This is a genomic window from Microcystis aeruginosa NIES-2549 (genome assembly GCF_000981785.2).
Taxonomy (GTDB): domain Bacteria; phylum Cyanobacteriota; class Cyanobacteriia; order Cyanobacteriales; family Microcystaceae; genus Microcystis; species Microcystis aeruginosa_C.
This window is the reverse complement of sequence record NZ_CP011304.1, coordinates 3,902,900-3,919,476: the sequence shown is the minus strand read 5'-3', so window position 1 is coordinate 3,919,476 and position 16,577 is coordinate 3,902,900. Positions and strand designations below refer to the sequence as shown.

14 protein-coding genes and 1 pseudogene are annotated in these 16,577 nt (G+C 43.0%); 8 read left to right on the top strand and 7 right to left on the bottom strand.

The window, feature by feature from the left end:
* Positions 1-389: 389 nt before the first annotated feature.
* The 4 genes and pseudogenes from ltrA to myaer_RS19210 all read left to right on the top strand — a co-directional run bounded on the left by ltrA (position 390) and on the right by myaer_RS19210 (position 3,851).
* Positions 390-2,163 (top strand): annotated as a pseudogene (ltrA, locus tag myaer_RS19225) (group II intron reverse transcriptase/maturase).
* 171 nt (positions 2,164-2,334) lie between these two features.
* Positions 2,335-2,997, top strand: a complete 663-nt coding sequence (locus myaer_RS19220; RefSeq protein ID WP_046663256.1) for a hypothetical protein — start codon at positions 2,335-2,337, stop codon at positions 2,995-2,997.
* Between the two features lie 424 nt (positions 2,998-3,421).
* Positions 3,422-3,631, top strand: a complete 210-nt coding sequence (locus myaer_RS19215; protein ID WP_002734849.1) for a type II toxin-antitoxin system HicB family antitoxin — start codon at positions 3,422-3,424, stop codon at positions 3,629-3,631.
* Positions 3,624-3,851: a type II toxin-antitoxin system HicA family toxin gene (locus myaer_RS19210; protein WP_016514648.1), complete on the top strand. Its 228-nt coding sequence runs from the start codon at positions 3,624-3,626 to the stop codon at positions 3,849-3,851. Before myaer_RS19215 ends, myaer_RS19210 begins: the two co-directional genes overlap by 8 nt.
* Before the next feature lie 147 nt (positions 3,852-3,998).
* Here the strand turns inward: myaer_RS19210 and myaer_RS19205 are convergent, their stop codons facing one another.
* The 4 genes from myaer_RS19205 to myaer_RS21785 all read right to left on the bottom strand — a co-directional run bounded on the left by myaer_RS19205 (position 3,999) and on the right by myaer_RS21785 (position 7,622).
* Positions 3,999-4,946, bottom strand: coding sequence for a PRC-barrel domain-containing protein (locus myaer_RS19205; protein ID WP_046663255.1), 948 nt, complete (start codon positions 4,944-4,946; stop codon positions 3,999-4,001).
* 264 nt (positions 4,947-5,210) lie between these two features.
* The gene (locus myaer_RS19200; protein ID WP_046663254.1) at positions 5,211-6,470 is read right to left on the bottom strand and encodes a dihydrolipoamide acetyltransferase family protein; all 1,260 of its coding nucleotides are present in this window, start codon (positions 6,468-6,470) and stop codon (positions 5,211-5,213) included.
* 148 nt (positions 6,471-6,618) lie between these two features.
* Complete coding sequence (locus tag myaer_RS19195; RefSeq protein WP_046663253.1) at positions 6,619-7,362, bottom strand: DUF561 domain-containing protein; 744 nt, start codon at positions 7,360-7,362, stop codon at positions 6,619-6,621.
* A gap of 92 nt (positions 7,363-7,454) precedes the next feature.
* Positions 7,455-7,622, bottom strand: coding sequence for a hypothetical protein (locus tag myaer_RS21785; protein ID WP_002801704.1), 168 nt, complete (start codon positions 7,620-7,622; stop codon positions 7,455-7,457).
* Positions 7,623-7,813: 191 nt separating this feature from the next.
* Here myaer_RS21785 and glmU point away from each other — a divergent pair, with 191 nt between their 5' ends.
* On the top strand, positions 7,814-9,157 hold the full coding sequence (glmU, locus tag myaer_RS19190) for a bifunctional UDP-N-acetylglucosamine diphosphorylase/glucosamine-1-phosphate N-acetyltransferase GlmU (RefSeq protein ID WP_046663252.1): 1,344 nt from the start codon (positions 7,814-7,816) through the stop codon (positions 9,155-9,157).
* A 147-nt stretch (positions 9,158-9,304) separates the two neighbouring features.
* On the top strand, positions 9,305-9,886 hold the full coding sequence (locus myaer_RS19185; RefSeq protein WP_002787663.1) for a thioredoxin family protein: 582 nt from the start codon (positions 9,305-9,307) through the stop codon (positions 9,884-9,886).
* Between the two features lie 146 nt (positions 9,887-10,032).
* On the opposite strand, the gene myaer_RS19180 is transcribed toward myaer_RS19185, so the two are convergent.
* Positions 10,033-11,283, bottom strand: a complete 1,251-nt coding sequence (locus myaer_RS19180; RefSeq protein WP_046663251.1) for an FGGY-family carbohydrate kinase — start codon at positions 11,281-11,283, stop codon at positions 10,033-10,035.
* A gap of 2 nt (positions 11,284-11,285) precedes the next feature.
* Between myaer_RS19180 and myaer_RS19175 the strand changes: the two genes are divergently transcribed.
* Together myaer_RS19175 and myaer_RS19170 are read left to right on the top strand one after the other, a co-directional pair.
* Complete coding sequence (locus myaer_RS19175) at positions 11,286-12,344, top strand: tocopherol cyclase family protein (RefSeq protein WP_046663250.1); 1,059 nt, start codon at positions 11,286-11,288, stop codon at positions 12,342-12,344.
* A gap of 93 nt (positions 12,345-12,437) precedes the next feature.
* Positions 12,438-12,764, top strand: a complete 327-nt coding sequence (locus myaer_RS19170; protein ID WP_046663249.1) for a hypothetical protein — start codon at positions 12,438-12,440, stop codon at positions 12,762-12,764.
* A gap of 306 nt (positions 12,765-13,070) precedes the next feature.
* On the opposite strand, the gene myaer_RS19160 is transcribed toward myaer_RS19170, so the two are convergent.
* Together myaer_RS19160 and crtH are read right to left on the bottom strand one after the other, a co-directional pair.
* A complete protein-coding gene (locus myaer_RS19160) occupies positions 13,071-14,750 on the bottom strand; it encodes an ABC1 kinase family protein (RefSeq protein ID WP_046663247.1) in 1,680 nt (559 codons plus the stop codon).
* Between the two features lie 264 nt (positions 14,751-15,014).
* A complete protein-coding gene (gene crtH / locus myaer_RS19155; protein ID WP_046663246.1) occupies positions 15,015-16,526 on the bottom strand; it encodes a carotenoid isomerase in 1,512 nt (503 codons plus the stop codon).
* Between the last annotated feature and the right edge of the window lie 51 nt (positions 16,527-16,577).

The following is a 16,577-nucleotide window of genomic DNA, read 5'->3' as shown; positions in this document are numbered from 1 at the left end:
TAAGCAGTGAAATAGGTTGATACACTGCGTTCAAAAGAATAAGGGGAATAGTGAGAATATCTTACTTTCACTCACACAGACCTTTAAAAGTACCCCGATGGAGAGGACAAATCTAAAGATGGAATGCCCATATAAACGGAACGTGATAAGCCCTTTTAGGCTCTGGGTACAGGTCGAAATACCCAGTAGTGATAAGTGTAAGCGCAAGCCTTAAAGGGTGTGAGATGTAACCAAAAGCCAACGCTTGACGTTAATAGTCAAGATACGCTAACAGGTTACGGTTTGATTGTAAGGATAGAGTCTAGTAGGAGTCTATATGACGAAACCCTTGAGAAGGTAAAGGGTTCGGGAAACCGGAAACCACTAAGACTACGAATGTATGGAAAGCTATCAGCTGGGGTAAAATCCAAAGATATGTTTTCAAGCTCCAAAAGAGGATATACCAAGCGGCTAAATCGGGACAGGATGCAAAGGTTAGAAGGTTGCAACGTCTATTGGTGAAATCGTACTACGCTCGTCTATTAGCGGTTCGCAAAGTAACCCAAGATAATCAAGGAAAGAAAACAGCAGGAGTAGATGGAATGATAGCAATATCTCCAGAACAAAGGCTAAATCTAACCGAAGAAATCAAGGGAACACTTAAAGCAAAACCATTAAGAAGGGTATGGATTCCTAAACCCGGTAAGGATGAAAAACGTCCATTAGGAATACCAACCATCAAAGACAGAGCTAGACAAGCATTGATTAAATCGGCACTTGAGCCAGAATGGGAATCAAAAATGGAAGGAACCAGTTATGGTTTCCGACCGGGAAGGTCTGCCCATGACGCAATATCAAGGATATACACCACCATTAATCAAAGTAGCTACTTTGTATTAGATGCTGATATTGCCAAGTGTTTTGACCGAATTAATCACAATTTTTTACTGTCCAAAATTCATTGTCCAAGTTCCCTGAAAAGAGACATAAAACAATGGCTCAAAGCAGGAGTTTTGGATAACGGCGTATTTGAAGAAACAGAAACAGGGACACCTCAAGGAGGGGTAATAAGTCCACTACTAGCCAACATCGCACTGGATGGAATGGCAAGATTAATTGAAACATTATTCCCAAAAAAAAGGTAACAGAGTTCAAGCTGTTCTCATAAGATACGCCGATGACTTTGTAGTGATTTCACCATCACTTGAAATCATTGAACAGTGCAAAACTGCCATTTCTGAATGGTTAAAACCAATTGGATTAGAACTCAAACCAGAAAAAACCAGAGTGTGTCATACACTTAACCCCATTGAGTACAATGGGAAAACAGAAGAACCCGGTTTTGATTTTCTAGGATTCAATATCAGACAATATCCAACAGGAAAGTACAAATCTGGGAAAACAGGAGGGAAAGGAAGCCGATTAATTGGTCACAAAACCCACATTAAACCCAGTCAAAAGGCGGTTAAAGCCCACACAGAAGCGATTAAAGGTGTAATCAAAAAACACAAAACAACACCTCAATCAGCCCTAATTAGTAGACTAAACCCAATCATTAGAGGATGGGCTAAATACTACTCAGGAGTAGTATCCTCAGATACCTTCAATAAACTAGGCTACACAATCTGGTTAATGTTAAGGGCATGGACAGTATCAAGATGCGGTAAAGCGAACTACGAAAAGCTGAGAAACTACTTTAGACCGGGTACAGTTAAACTCAGCAATGGGAAAGAAAGACATGAATCTTGGTTATTCCAAGCTAAAGATGGTCTCTATCTATGGAAACATAATTGGACACCAATTGTCAGACATACCCTAGTACGCGCCGACGCCTCACCATTCGACGGAAATTGGACTTACTGGGCGACCAGACGAGGACAAGCAATCGACACACCGACAAGAGTAGCCAAACTACTCAAAAAGCAACAAGGCAAGTGTAGCCGATGTGGGCAATATTTCACCCCATCGGATTTAATTGAAGTTGACCACATTCACCCTCTAAGCTTAGGCGGAAAGGATGAATATAAAAACCTTCAATTACTACACCGCCACTGCCACGATGATAAATCGGCATCTGATGGAAGCCTAAATTCATCTGGTTTGACATTATCTGTTAAACAGGATAATACAAGGTTAACCAAAAGAAGTCAAGCTGTATCCTTAACAAGGGAACAGTCAAACTAGGAGCCGTGTGAGGTGAAAATCTCACGCACGGTTCTGAATGGGAGGGGAGGTCGGTGACGACCTTCTCGACCCCTAATGCAGCAACATCATCTGAGAACAACGATAGTTTTATTATTGTTCTAGTAATATATGTATGTAAGTACCATCCATGTAAGCTGAGACTTGATTGCTATGTCATTATTTGAGCTATTTCAAAGATTCACTTCCAATACCCATAATCCTCAATTAGATGAGTCTCGTCGAAAGCACGATCAGTTGCCTAAGACAGAGTATGGAAAGGGGGAAAGACTTACAAAAAGTGAAATTGACAGAGACAAAAAGACAACTTTTCAAAGAGGTAAAGAATTAGGGCAACTATTCCGGGCAGCAATTGAAGAACATTATTCTCCATCAGAACAAGAAAGAGTAAAAGATAGCCTGTTAAAGGCGATTAACTATCTTGCAATCAAGGCTAGAATATTTCCTGATATGGATCATGAAAATATCTGGTATACAGATTATTATGATCTTATTGAGTTAGCAAAAGATATGAGTTTAGGAGATGATACCTTACCCCACTGGCCTGAAGAGCCAAATCACTCCAATCGTTATCTGGAGCTTACTGCTTCTGATCTGATTCAAATTTTTCTTGGCTTCTCAGAAGAAGCTTTATTAGATGAGTATCAGTTTGGAGCAGATGTAGATAAGTGGGTTAAGTATCTATTGAGGGAAACCTTAAAGTCTAGGCAACGTTTCGCGCGAGAACGCCAAAAACAGAACGATGCTCTACGCTTTTCACCTGACATTTATAAAGTAATCGAGCGAGAGAAAAATCAACAAAATATTGATCAGTGAAATTCAACCTAACCAACCTAACAAGCGGCTGCACTCGGAACGGATCGTTACTCTGTTGTTATTGATACAAACATTACTACCGTCCGGTGATCCGCATGCCGTTAGACAGAATTTTCGGACAAATTGAGGATAAAAGATGTTAATTAGACCATCAAAGTTAAAGTTCAAGATAGAAAAACTTTATTTTGCTTTAATATTTTCCATTCTCTATATCGACTCTACGCCTGTTTTTGCACAATCTTCTCACTCAATTCTAGGAAGGTGGGACAATATTAGATTAATTACTAATAACTTAATATCTTATAGAGTTTTTCAAAAAGCTTGAGTTGGGTCAATGATCGGGAAACATAACTATTTTCTAACCAAACGATTAGGAAACAGTTATGTTATGATTTTCAGAGTAAGCCTGAGATGATAAAACACCATGAAAAATCGCATCTTTACTGTTATTTTGTACAAAGAAGATAATATGTACATTGCTGAATGTCCAGAAGTTGGCACAGTAGATCAAGGAGAAACAATTGAGCAGGCGATTGCTGGATTGAAAGAAGCCACACGGCTTTACCTAGAGGAATTTACCTTACCAGAAACATCCCCTAGATTTGTGACCAGTATTGAAGTTAGTTATGCCTAAGCTGCCACGAATCTCTAGTGGGGAGGCAATTAGATCTCTTGAACGCTTAGGCTTCGAGCAAGTTCGTCAAACAGGTAGCCATGTTGTGATGAAGAAAGAAACCGAAGAGGGCAAAATTGGTTGTGTTGTCCCTTTACATCGGGAATTGAAGGTTGGTACATTAAGTGGAATTCTGAAACAAGCCCAAGTCACAGTTGAAGAGTTCATTGAAAATCTGTAGAGTCTGACAAATCACTGCACTCGAAGTGATACCAAAAATATTTAGTCCCCCCAGAGAACCCCCTTAGTCCACATAGCACATTTTTCTTTTTTTGTCAAATTTTATGTTAAGAAAGATGTAACTAATGGATAGGGGGATGACCAAAGATTAACCGTCTTCGTATTCGGGGATTCTTTCCTTTTTCTTCTCGGTGATATTGATGCGGGGGGGATTGTAATCCGGTTCCAGGTCATCATCCCACATATCATCCTCGGCCTTATCTTCGTAATCGTCGTACTGAGGACGAGAAAAGCTTTCTGCGCGTTCTGAGCGAGCTTCTCCCCAGTTATCTTCTTCTTCCTCGTATTCTTCCTCATAATAACGAGCTTCGGCCCGTTTTTGCGGTGGGGGAGTGGCGCGCAGGGGTTCTTTTTCCCATTCGTCTTCACTCCAGCGTTCTTCAACGGGTTTAGCGGCCTCCACGGGGGTGCGGAGGGGAATGCCCGTACCTAACTGATTTTCTGGACGAGCAGCGGGGGTATAATAAGCTTCTTCCTCTTCTCTTTCCCAGGGGGGACGACCAATACCCAAACGTTCCAAAACTCCCACACTAACTTGGGTGAGACGTTCCTCGGCCCCTTCAAAGACGATTAAGCGATTCGGACCGCTGCTAACCACTTCTTCGATAGAAATTTCGTAGGTACTGATCAATTGTTCGGGGATCAGAGGCAATCCCAGGGAAGCGATGATAATGGAATGTAATTGACCACTAAGGGGATCAAATTGATAATCGCGGACTTTGCCTAAAGGTTCGCCGGTTTCCGTGATCACGTCACTACCGATTAAGGGAGTATAAGCATCGATATCGACGGATTCCAAGACGTTATCATCTTCAACGAGAACCACGTCTCCCGTCTGACTGATACTCGATAAATACATATATTGAGGCATTCCCGACAGGGAGAGGATATTATCGCGGAGTCCCAGGGCAACCACTTCTCGTTGATCGATATCTACTAGGATATCTTTAACAACGCCGAGTTTTTTGCCTGTATTGCGAGTGATAACCTGTGTATTTAAAAATTCTGAACGTAAGCGACTATTCTCTGTGATCATTTTTTCCTATGGGTAGGCGTTAGGTCGTGGGAATACGAATTATTGTAGGCTTAATATATAGGGCGAGATCGGGGGTTAATTTACCGATATTAGCTTAGATCTTAAAGTTCCCTGAGATTAACACTTTTTTTGGCCTTGTTTGGGCGATAGTTTGGGGTGATAGATAGGGTTAAACCCATTTTAGCTAATTCCTTACATTTTTTTAGTAACAACAAAACAGGAGCTAGAGAGAAACTCCCTAGGCTCCTGCTGTCTAGATTCTGATTACATAGTTAAAGACTGCACCTCGGTTTCGATCAGTTTAGCCAAGTCTTGCAGGAAGGAGGCCGCATCGGCCCCGTAGATGACTCGGTGGTCACTGGTGAGATTAACCGTCATCTGTTTTTGCACTCCGAATAAACCATCTTTATTGACGACGATTTGGGGACGGGAAGCGCCCACGGCTAGGATCGCGCCTTGGTTGGGGGGTAAGATAGCGGTAAAGCGATCGACTCCGAACATTCCCAGATTAGAAATGGTAAAAGTACCGCTATTGTATTCTTCTGGTTGCAGTTGTTTACTGCGGGCGCGATCGACTAAATCCTTCCAACTGCGGGAGAGGGAATAGATATCCATCTGGTCCGCAGAGCGCAAAACCGGCGTAATTAAGCCACCACCAGGCATAGCTACGGCTACGGACACGTTAATCGCTCCGTGGTATTGGATTCCTGCGTCGCTATAGCTGGCATTAACGATCGGATGTTTAGCGAGGGTGTTGGCTACCGCTTTTGCTAACAGGGCCGTCATGGTGACACCCTTGGATTTTAGCTGTTGATAGAGTTGATCCAGTGGGTCGGTGGTGATAGTGTAGCCCACTTGGAAGGTGGGAACCTGTAGGCTAACCGACATATTCTGAGCGACGGCTTTTTGCAGAGTGGTGAGGGGAACAGTCCGTCCGACTGGGGCGCTGGTTGGAATCGGGGCTTTAGGAGCCGCTACAGGGACGCTGACGGGTTGCGGGGGAGTAATGACGGGAGCGGGGGCGGTGCTGACTTTTCCTGTCGCTTTTTCTACGTCTTCGGCGGTAATTCGTCCGTGGGGGCCGCTACCCACTAGGGTTTTCATATCTACCTTTAATTCTTTAGCCAGTTTTTTGGCCCTGGGAGAGGCGACTAAACGGCCATTATCTTTAACGGCGGCGACGGGGATCGAAACGGGAGGCGGAGCGATTTCTGGGGTCTCTACGGGCTTGCTAGGGGCGGCTGCGGCGGTTTTTCCCTGAGCTTTGGCCAGTTCAATTTCCTCTTCAGTTTCGGCAATATAGGCGATCGCTTCCCCCACGGGTGCTTCCTGGCCAGCTTCGACTAAAATTACAGCGAGATAGCCATCATAAAACGATTCCACGTCCATGTCGGCTTTGTCGGATTCGACCACTAACACCGTTTCCCCTTTGCTGACTTTTTCCCCGGGGGACTTCACCCAAGAAACTATTTTTCCTTCGGTCATGGTGGAACTGAGCGCGGGCATGAAGATATCTCGAATCATGGTGGAGTGCTTCTATCTCTAATGTTTTGAGCCATAGCGCATTTTACCACAGTTGATGGGGATGGGGGGCTTTTCAGTGAGCAGTAATCAGTGGGAAAAAGAGAAGGGAAAACGGCCCCTTCTCCGTCGTATCTAGACAAAAATTGTTCTAGTTGGCAATATGGACCGGTTGTGCTTGCAGAGATTCGACTAAACCGCGCACGGCTGCCACCATGGCCACTTCATTATCCAATTGATTGATCGCCGAACCCACACCGATGCCGGCCGCTCCAGCAGCGATCGCCATAGGGGCGGTAACGCTGGATAAACCGGAAGCGCAGAGGACGGGAACTTTAACCGCATGAGAAATAGCGTGGGCTGCCGCTAAAGTCGGGGCGGCTTTTTCAATCAGTCCCAAAATACCGGCGTGACGGGGTTGACTGCTAGTGCCGCCTTCGGTTTGAATAATATCGGCACCCTGACTAACTAGAGCTTCTGCTAGTCTTACCTGTTGATCGAGGGGTAGGAGATGGGGAACTGTCACAGACAGGGTAATTTCGGGCAGTAGGTCGCGAGTTTGACGGGTGAGGGCTAAAACTTCCGCCGCCTCAAAAATGCGTCCTTGGGCATAAAAACTATCGAAATTACCGATCTCAATTAAATCGGCTCCCGCGTCCACTGCCATCACCAACAATTCTGGCTCGACGGCTGATACACAGACGGGCAAATTTGTCAAGGCTTTTACCGCCCGAATTAGGTCAGCATTAGCGGCAATATCGACAAAAGTTGCTCCTCCGGCTGTAGCGGCTTTAACTACTGAGAGAACCTGCGAGCGATCGAAATTATTTAACCCACTGATCACTTTCAGGGCATGACGACGGGCGAAGGCTTGCTGTAAGGCAAAATTGATCATTAATCTACACCTATCTGGAATTCTCAAAAAACATTTTCCCACCTTCTCGCTGATCAGAGGGTGGGATTTGAGAATTCTTAGGGAAATTTTCTTTAATTTAGGTTTTGATTCTCTTGGTTTTTGCGCTTGAGGTTTTGCAGTTGTTGCAGCAGTACCTCGATTTCCGCTTCTAAATGGAGATATTTAACCTGTTGGTCAGCTTGGTAGGTGGTGCGAATCTGTTTCATGGCGGAGGATTCCTTAGTTAGCACAGTTGTCATAGTGGTATCTATAGAGGGCTAATTATGTTCAATTGTTTCAATTTGTATATAGTACCTTAACAATGTCTTAAAGAAAACCTTTTTATGGTAGTTTCTCAACTGGCACAGGATGAAAGAGGGGAAAAATTCTTGCAACCAAAGGGATCGGAGTGCGATATACTCAGTCGCGAACGATATTGGCAAGCATGACCATGGTAGCGGTAGCAATTTTAGCGGCGGGTAAGGGAACCCGAATGAAGTCCAGCCTTCCAAAAGTTTTACATCCCCTCGGCAGTCGATCGCTAGTGGAACGGGTCCTTAATGTCAGCGAATCCTTACATCCCAGGCGAAAACTGGTGATTATCGGTTATCAGGGAGAACAGGTGCGAAATACGCTACAGCATCTTGAGGATATCGAATTTGTCGAACAAAAGGAACAGTTAGGCACTGGCCATGCTATTCAGCAGTTAATCCCCCATTTAGAGGACTTTCAGGGGGATTTGTTGGTCTTAAATGGCGATGTTCCCCTGTTGCGTCCCGAAACCTTGCAAAATCTTCTCCAGATTCATAAAAACCATGGTAACGCTGCCACCCTCTTAACTGCTAACCTCCCTAACCCGAAAGGTTACGGTCGAGTTTTTTGTGATGGCAATAATCTCGTTAAGCAGATTGTGGAAGAAAGAGACTGTACCGATGGCCAAAGACAAAACCACCGGGTTAATGGGGGTATATACTGCTTTAATTGGTCAAAATTAGCGGCGATACTGCCTAATTTAACGCCCAATAACGATCAGGGTGAATATTACCTCACGGATGTGGTCAATTTTCTCGATCCTGTCATGGCTGTGGATGTGGAGGACTGTTTAGAAATTAGCGGCATTAACGATCGCAAACAATTGGCCGCCGCCTATGATATCCTGCAAACTAGAGTCAAAGATGATTGGATGGCCGCCGGAGTCACCATAATTGACCCCGATAGTGTCACCATTGAGGATACTGTCACTCTCAGTGCCGATGTGATTATTGAACCCCAAACCCATCTGCGCGGTGAGACGATAATCGCTTCTGGTTGTCGTATAGGTCCGGGGAGTTTAATCGAAAATAGTCGCATAGGCAGCGATGTGACGGTCTTATTTTCGGTTATTTCTGATAGTCAGGTGGATTCTGGTTGTCGTATTGGTCCCTACGCTCATTTGCGTGGAGAAGCGAAAATTGGGGCTAATTGTCGAGTCGGTAATTTTGTTGAAATTAAAAAAAGTGACATCGGCAATAAAACCAATATTGCCCATTTATCCTATCTGGGAGATGCCACTTTAGGGGAAAAAGTTAACGTGGGTGCGGGAACAATTACTGCTAATTACGATGGGGTGAAAAAACACAAAACTCTGATCGGCAGTGGCACAAAAACTGGGGCAAATAGTGTTCTAGTAGCTCCTCTAGAATTAGGAAAAAATGTCACCGTGGCTGCCGGTTCAACTATCACTAAAAATGTCCCCGATAACGCTTTAGTTATTGCTCGTCAAAGTCAGCGTGTGATCGAAAATTGGTCAAATTAGTTTCAGTAGGTTATGGCAGTTATCAGTAAACAGTTATCAGTTTACTGTTAACTGTTTACTGATGGTGTCTAAGGCTTAAATTTGCGCGATGAAGCATGAAATGCTATAAAAATCTCAGTCCTCCCTATACAAAAGAGTAGAAACTTTATGGCACGCACCGAGTCCACAATGTTAGATCTGGGGACAAAAGCTCCCAGTTTTGCCTTACCCGATGTGGTTTCGGGTGAAACTATTTCTCTGGACAGCTTTGCGGCTAAAACCGCTCTGTTAGTCATCTTCCTCTGTGAACATTGTCCCTTTGTTAAACACATTCAAGAAGAACTTACCCGTCTAGGTCGCGATTATGCTAACACCAATCTGGGCATCCTAGCCATTAGTTCTAATGACGTGGAGAAATATCCCGATGATTCGCCCGAAAATTTGAAAAAAATGGCGATAACTCTTGACTTTAAATTCAATTTATGCTATGACGAAAGCCAAGAAGTGGCGAAAGCTTACACGGCAGCCTGTACTCCCGATTTTTTCCTCTTTGATAGTCAGCGCATCCTAGTGTATCGCGGTCAATTGGATGATAGTCGTCCTAGTAATGGCGTACCGGTGACAGGCAAAGATCTCCGGGCCGCTATTGACAAGGTTTTAACCGGCCAACCGGTGCCGACAGACCAAAAACCCAGTTTAGGCTGTAATATCAAATGGAAACCGGGTAATGAGCCACCCTATTATGGTTAATTAACCAAGGGTGTGGGGTGTGGGGTGTGGGGTGTGGGGTGTGGGGAGAATAAATAAAATAATCTCCTAACTCCTATCTCCTGACGACCGACTCCTAACTCCTAACCCCACCAACAAACTTTTTGCCGCAAATCCTACCTATGAGACTATTTCAAGAGCGTAACCGATTGCTGTGCTAATAAGGCAGTACCGTAGGCAGCTTGCTCCTGTTGAGATAACAGCACGGGAACCCCTAAATGACGCTGACGAATTATTCTCCAAGTCGGATTTTTTGCCCCACCACCGGCACTATAAACTCGCTCTAATTTATTGGCCCCCAATTCCTGTAAACGCTGATAACCTAAAGCTTCAATGCGGGCAATACTTTCTAGTAAACCATGTAAAAATTCTAGAGGATTATCGGGTCGGGGAGTCAGTTTTGCGGGTAAAAAAGGATCATTAATGGGAAAGCGCTCGCCCGCTTTTAGGAGGGGATAATAATCTAAATTACTTTCTTTTTCTCCATCTATTGCTAAACTATAATTTCTCAATTCTTGATCAGAAAAAAACTTCTTTAACACCGCTCCTCCCGTATTCGATGCCCCACCGGTTAACCACAAATTTCCTAAGCGATGACTATAGATGCCATAGTTACTATCATCAACTCTCTGGCTACTTAATAATTTTAAAACTAAAGTTGAACCTAAAGATGTCACTGCAGCCCCTAAAGAATTAGCACCACTGGCTAAAAATGCCGCTATACTGTCGGTGGTTCCCGTATAAATTAAACAATCTTTCGGGATAGCAAAACGAGTCACTAAATCTAGTTTAATAGTATCTATCGCTGTACCCGGAGCAAAAATTTGCGGTAATAAATTAAACATCGGTAAATTCTCTAACCAATGGGGATAACAGAGATTTTCGAGATCATAACCTAACTTTAAGGCATTGTGATAATCACTAATTCCCAGTTTACCGTGCAACAGAAATGCTAACCAATCCGCTTGCGAGAGAAAATAACGCGCTTGGGAAAAAATTTCTTGCTGACTCCACCAAAATAATTTAGCTAAACTGGAGGTAGCACTAATCACGGGATGGTGAGGGGGTGCTATAGCTTTAATTGCTTCTAAAAAGGCAATTCCTCGCCCGTCATTGTATAATATGGCCTCAGAAAGAGGATTACCCCAATTATCACATAATAACACCGTCGAGGAAGTACCATTAATCGCGATCGATTTAAGTTCTGAACGCACCGAATCCCCTAGATTATCCAATAAATAAAATAGGGCCTTTTGCCAATCCTGAAAATTGGCATTAGTTAAAGGATAATGAACCTCAGCGACGATATTTTTGCTAGAATCAATAGCAATCGCTCGCGCTCCCGATGTGCCAAAATCAATACCTAAAGATAAACCCATAGATGTCTTCACAACCCCCTCATTCTGGCTACCATTGGGATGGTATCACTCCCCGATTCTTTGAAGGTTGGTACTTCCGAGTCATGATTCCGCAATTAGCCGACGGATTCGCCTTTATGTATTCTATTCAAGACCCAAGGGGCGGTCAAGTCAATAGCGGCGGAGCAGTGCAAATTTTAGCCATAGAATCTAATTATCTTTGTCGCACTTTTCCCGATACGGATAAATTTTGGGCAAGTCGTCAGGAATTAGCCATTATCCATTGGGGAAAAACTAAGTTAAAAACCCGTCCCTGTCTGCTTTCCCCGTCAGATTTTTTTGAGTCTATTCAAGAGGGTTATCAAGCAACGGCACACCAGCAGCAAGGACGAATTTATGATCCCGTCACTGGAGAAATCTGTCAATGGGATTATTGCGTTGAAACTAGGTACACTTGGGGAGATAAACAGCGTCCACCCCAAGCAACAGCAGGAATATTATCTTATTTACCGATTTTTGATCCAGGTTGGCAGATTTTAACTGCTCATGGTTTAGCAACGGGAATGATTACCTATCGGGGAAAAAATTACCCATTTGAGAATGTACCTTTTTATAGCGAGAAAAATTGGGGCTATTCTTTCCCCGAAAAGTGGTTTTGGATTAATTGTAATGCTTTCCCTGAAAATCCCGATTTAACCTTAACCGCAGTGGGTGCTACCCGGAAAGTTCTCAGCTGGACGGAATCGGTGGGAATTATCGGTATTCACTGCCAAAATCGCTTTTATAAGTTTGATATCTGGAATTCTCAACTAACTTGGACAGTGCAACCCTGGGGATACTGGGAAATGAGGGCAACCAACGAGGATTATACCATTGTCTTAATCGGGATCAGTGATCATCCTCCCGATCGCGTGCGTGTACCCACGGAAAAAGGTCTCTGTTTTGCTTGTCAAGATACCCTCAAAGGTAAATTATCGATAAAATTGGCTGATAGTCGTGGTAAAACCATTATAAATGCCTCTAGTCATCTAGCTGGCCTCGAAATTGGCGGTATTTGGCCATCAGCTTGGATCAAACAGTGATTTAAATCACCATTGAGACGGGATAATATCACCCTATTTTTGGTCGATCGGTATTAAGATCGAGTCAGTTTTTGATCGCTAAAAACTTATTTCATGAACCAACCTTATCTCAATTTGATCGAGCAATTAGTGATAGCAGAAGTACAGGAACAATTAAGTAATTTACCTGCTTGTTTTCGCAAATATCGCTCGGAGATTAAAATCGATCGAGTTATGAATAATGCTATCGAACTTCTGCCGCGCAGTTTCAAAACTTTGGCAGAGAAATATCACGATCCCCACACCCGAAGATTAAGAATAAGAATTGCTGTAGAAAGAGCAATCACTGATATGCTCGATGAACTAAAATTCTATTATGTGGCGCAGACAGAAGTGGAGGATGAAGAAAATATTCCCACGGGACTCTATGCTAAAAAGTGAGATAGCAGTTATCTGGCTGCATCTCAGACAAAACTGAGATGCAGCCTCTAGATTCTCTAGAAAGTGCTAGATTTACCAGCTAATACTAAATTCGGTTATTAAAAACTGATTATTTATTCCCCCTTTTGCCTCTTGCCTTCTGCCTCTTGCCTCTCCTGATATGTAGCATATACTCAACGGATTTAGTATAATTACTTTAACCGTTTCCTTAAATAAATTTGCTTCTAGGGAATCGGGGGAACTTGTAACCACACCAGCAATTAGATATTTAATTATAACCACTTACTTAATCAAGATAATAATTATTTATTTTTTTACGATTTTATCTAATTTTTCCTGAATCAATAAAGCCAGGGAAGAACGCAGAAAAAATAAACCAAATAACCCCGCTAAACTAAAGGGAATAATGGCTAGTTTACTATAGTTAGTGTCTAGTAAAAATATGGCTGAGATAAGACTAAATCCCAACAAACAGACATTAATTAATACTTTAATTCCCAGATAAATTATTGTCAGAAGTCGTTCATTTTCGCGTGACTTAACTTGAAAAACTAAATTTCCTCGCTCAATCTTTTCCTCTAATTGACGGATCATTCTCTCGTTTTTATTACCTTTTTGCCATTGTTGTTTAAGAAAAGCGCGAGCTTGATTAGCTAGGGTAAGCATAGTGTTGGTAGTTCCTCCCGATACCGCTAGACTTTTCACAAAAGGTTGACTAGCCGCTAATAAATTATACTGGGGATCTAAAGAGCGGGCAATCCCATCCAAAGTGGTGACAGATTTAATAATAAAAGTCATTTGGGGAGGTAAGCGAAAAGGTTGCTGTTTAAACATTAAATACACTTGATCGCTAATTTGTTCAAAGGCCCTCACATCTACTGGTTTATCGCGAAATTCATCTAGGAGAAACTCCAGGATATTTCGCACAGGTTGCAGCTCTCTAACGGGTTCAATTAACCCCATATAGATCAAGGTTTTTAAGACTGTTTCCGTATCCTTTCTCAAGATAGCGAAAAAGGTTTCGATCATTTGATCTTTAGCGACTGACTTTAACTCGAACATCGTGCCGAAATCGTAGAAAATTAACTCCCCTTCCTGACTAACTGCCATATTACCCGGATGGGGATCCGATTGGAAAAAACCATCCTGTAATAGTTGTTTGAGATAGGAACAGATCCCCAGTTGAATAATCCCATCTACGTTGATACCATTAGCTAGTAAAGTCTCTCGATCATCCACTTTAATCCCCGGCACATACTCCAAAGTTAATACCTTGCGGGTGGTATATTGCCAGTAAACTAAAGGGACTTTTACCTGGGGATAATTCTTAAAATTTTCCCGAAAGCGATCAGCATTTTTGCCCTCATGAATATAATCGATTTCTTGAAAGAGTAGCTCAAAGAATTCTTGATAGATAGCTTCTAAATTATATTTTTTTACCACGGGGAAAATATTTAACCAACGGGTGAGACGATGCAACAATTCAAAATCGAGATTAAATAGTCTTTCTAGATTCGGTCTTTGTACCTTAATAACGACTTCTTCCCCACTTAATAAACGCGCTCGATGCACTTGTCCTAAACTGGCACAAGCGAGGGGAGATACGGTAAAACTGGCAAATAAATTATCTAGGGTTTGTCCTAATTCTGTTTCAATAACTCGGATCGCTTCTTGACTATTAAATTCGGGAACTCGATCCTGTAATTTGCTTAATTGTTCGATATATTCGAGCGGAATTAAATCTGCTCGCGTCGATAAAGATTGTCCAATTTTAATAAAAGTTGGTCCCAAATTCATGAGGCGATCTACTAACCATTTCGCTCTCCTTTGCCGTTTTTTGCCCCCATTAGCCCCCGTTAAACGATCCCAGAGCAAAAAAGTCAAAAACTGCATTGTAAAGCTAAATATCTCCAATTGACGAATAATCGGCGCTCGCAAGCTTTGCTGCCAATGTAAAGATTTCGGGGAATCAAAGGGAGTAAGCATCAGTTATCAGTTATCAGTTATCAGTTATCAGTTATCAGTTATCAGTTTTTATTGGCTGCATTGGTGAGTAATTCCTCTAAAATAAGCTGCCCGCGCTTTCAGCAAAACCGATCTACAGCATTTCTCTTCAAGGTGAAGTATAAATTAAACCTTGCCGAAGTAAAAATTCCAGTCGCCAAAATGCAGCTCATCTATCTGAGAAACGCTGTCAATTATTCTCTTCCCGTTTGCGAATTCGCCGGTAAAAATCCTGATTTTCAGCTTTTAATCTCTGGGACGGGGTAAACCCAGATCTACCGCTAGACGATGACTGCAAGCAAAACCAGAAAAGGCCACCGCATTTAATCCTTGACCGGGGAAGGTACTATCTCCCACACAATAGAGATTAGGAATAGCTGTGCGATTAAAGGGCATTCCTAACAAGCCTAACAGTTTTCTTCGCGGTATTGGGCCGTAACTGCCATCGATTCTATTCAAAAAGCGGCGATGGGTGCGGGCCGTGCCAATTTCGATATAATCTAATCCTGTATCTAGTTTGGGAAAGAGTTTTTTCAGGCGCTCGATGAGACGATGAGCAGCGGCCTCTTTTTTCTGTTGATATTCTTGGGGTGGCAGTTTTTGCCATTGATCGATCCAGCTAGGGGTGAAAGTATGAATGATATGATGGTCCGGGGGTGCGAGGGAGGGATCGAGTAAGGTAGGAATAGAAACAAAGATAGTTCCCTGTTCTGCTTCCATATTTTCCCAATCTTCTAGTAAAATATGGTGACATTCGCTTCCTGATGGCAATACATCGGCCTTGACTCCCAGATGCAAACTGAGGAAACTGGGGGATTTTTGATAGCGTTTTTGCCAATTTTTTTCACTACCCGGGAGAGATTCCGGGGGGAGTAGTTTCTCGAAGGTATCCCAACGGGTGGCATTAGAAACAATCTTTTTAGCGTAATATTCCTTACCATTGGTCAATCTTACCCCGATCGCCCGTCCTGCATCTAAAATAATCTCAGTCACTCTCGCTTGATACTGGATTTCGCCACCAGCTTTTTCCAATCCTTCGACTAACTTGAGAGCAATCTGTCCCACTCCCCCTCGGGGATAGTTAATTCCCCCGTAATGGCGATCGCTAAAGACCATTCCCGCATTAATCATCGGAGTGCGATCGGCGGGTACTACCGACCAACAATAACATTCCATATCGATAAATTTCAATAATTTCGGGTCTTTAATATATTTTCTGGCCACATCTCCCGCATTTTGGGGTAAATACTTGACCAATCCCAAACAGGATAAAGGATGCTGGAAAAAAACCCTAGTCAGATAGCGGGGTTCTTCCAACGATAGTAAATCCATACTATTGAGGCAATTAAACACCTGCCAGCATTCATCGTAAAAGCGCCGGATACCGGTTTTTTCTGCGGGAAAATGGCTAATTAATTCCTGTAAAAATTGTTCGTAGTCGCGATGAACTTTTAAGTCTAATCCGTCCGGGAGATGATAATGTATCTGGACGGGATCGGCAATGGTTTCGATACTCATATCCACCGCTGCCAAAGCTTTGGTTAAGAGGTTAGTCGTCCCCTTTTTGCCAAAACCAAAAATCATTGAAGCACCCACATCAAAACGATAACCCTCTCGTTCAAAATAACCCGCGCTGCCCCCCGGAATCAGATAACTCTCTAAAACTAAGACTTTTGCCCCTTTTGCCGCTAATTGCGTCGCTGTCACCAATCCCCCGATTCCCGACCCAATCACGATCGCATCGTACTGATTACTCATAACTTTAGTTGATAAATTTTTGTGTCAATTCTTGATTGTAACCCTTGACTA

What these genes read in the sequence shown, in the direction of transcription:
- myaer_RS19220 (WP_046663256.1), top strand. Translation starts at nt 2,335, where the DNA reads ATGTCATTATTTGAGCTATTTCAAAGATTCACTTCCAATACCCATAAT.
- myaer_RS19215 (WP_002734849.1), top strand. Translation starts at nt 3,422, where the DNA reads ATGAAAAATCGCATCTTTACTGTTATTTTGTACAAAGAAGATAATATG.
- myaer_RS19210 (WP_016514648.1), top strand. Translation starts at nt 3,624, where the DNA reads ATGCCTAAGCTGCCACGAATCTCTAGTGGGGAGGCAATTAGATCTCTT.
- myaer_RS19205 (WP_046663255.1), bottom strand. Translation starts at nt 4,946, where the DNA reads ATGATCACAGAGAATAGTCGCTTACGTTCAGAATTTTTAAATACACAG.
- myaer_RS19200 (WP_046663254.1), bottom strand. Translation starts at nt 6,470, where the DNA reads ATGATTCGAGATATCTTCATGCCCGCGCTCAGTTCCACCATGACCGAA.
- myaer_RS19195 (WP_046663253.1), bottom strand. Translation starts at nt 7,362, where the DNA reads ATGATCAATTTTGCCTTACAGCAAGCCTTCGCCCGTCGTCATGCCCTG.
- myaer_RS21785 (WP_002801704.1), bottom strand. Translation starts at nt 7,622, where the DNA reads ATGACAACTGTGCTAACTAAGGAATCCTCCGCCATGAAACAGATTCGC.
- glmU (WP_046663252.1), top strand. Translation starts at nt 7,814, where the DNA reads ATGGTAGCGGTAGCAATTTTAGCGGCGGGTAAGGGAACCCGAATGAAG.
- myaer_RS19185 (WP_002787663.1), top strand. Translation starts at nt 9,305, where the DNA reads ATGGCACGCACCGAGTCCACAATGTTAGATCTGGGGACAAAAGCTCCC.
- myaer_RS19180 (WP_046663251.1), bottom strand. Translation starts at nt 11,283, where the DNA reads ATGGGTTTATCTTTAGGTATTGATTTTGGCACATCGGGAGCGCGAGCG.
- myaer_RS19175 (WP_046663250.1), top strand. Translation starts at nt 11,286, where the DNA reads ATGTCTTCACAACCCCCTCATTCTGGCTACCATTGGGATGGTATCACT.
- myaer_RS19170 (WP_046663249.1), top strand. Translation starts at nt 12,438, where the DNA reads ATGAACCAACCTTATCTCAATTTGATCGAGCAATTAGTGATAGCAGAA.
- myaer_RS19160 (WP_046663247.1), bottom strand. Translation starts at nt 14,750, where the DNA reads ATGCTTACTCCCTTTGATTCCCCGAAATCTTTACATTGGCAGCAAAGC.
- crtH (WP_046663246.1), bottom strand. Translation starts at nt 16,526, where the DNA reads ATGAGTAATCAGTACGATGCGATCGTGATTGGGTCGGGAATCGGGGGA.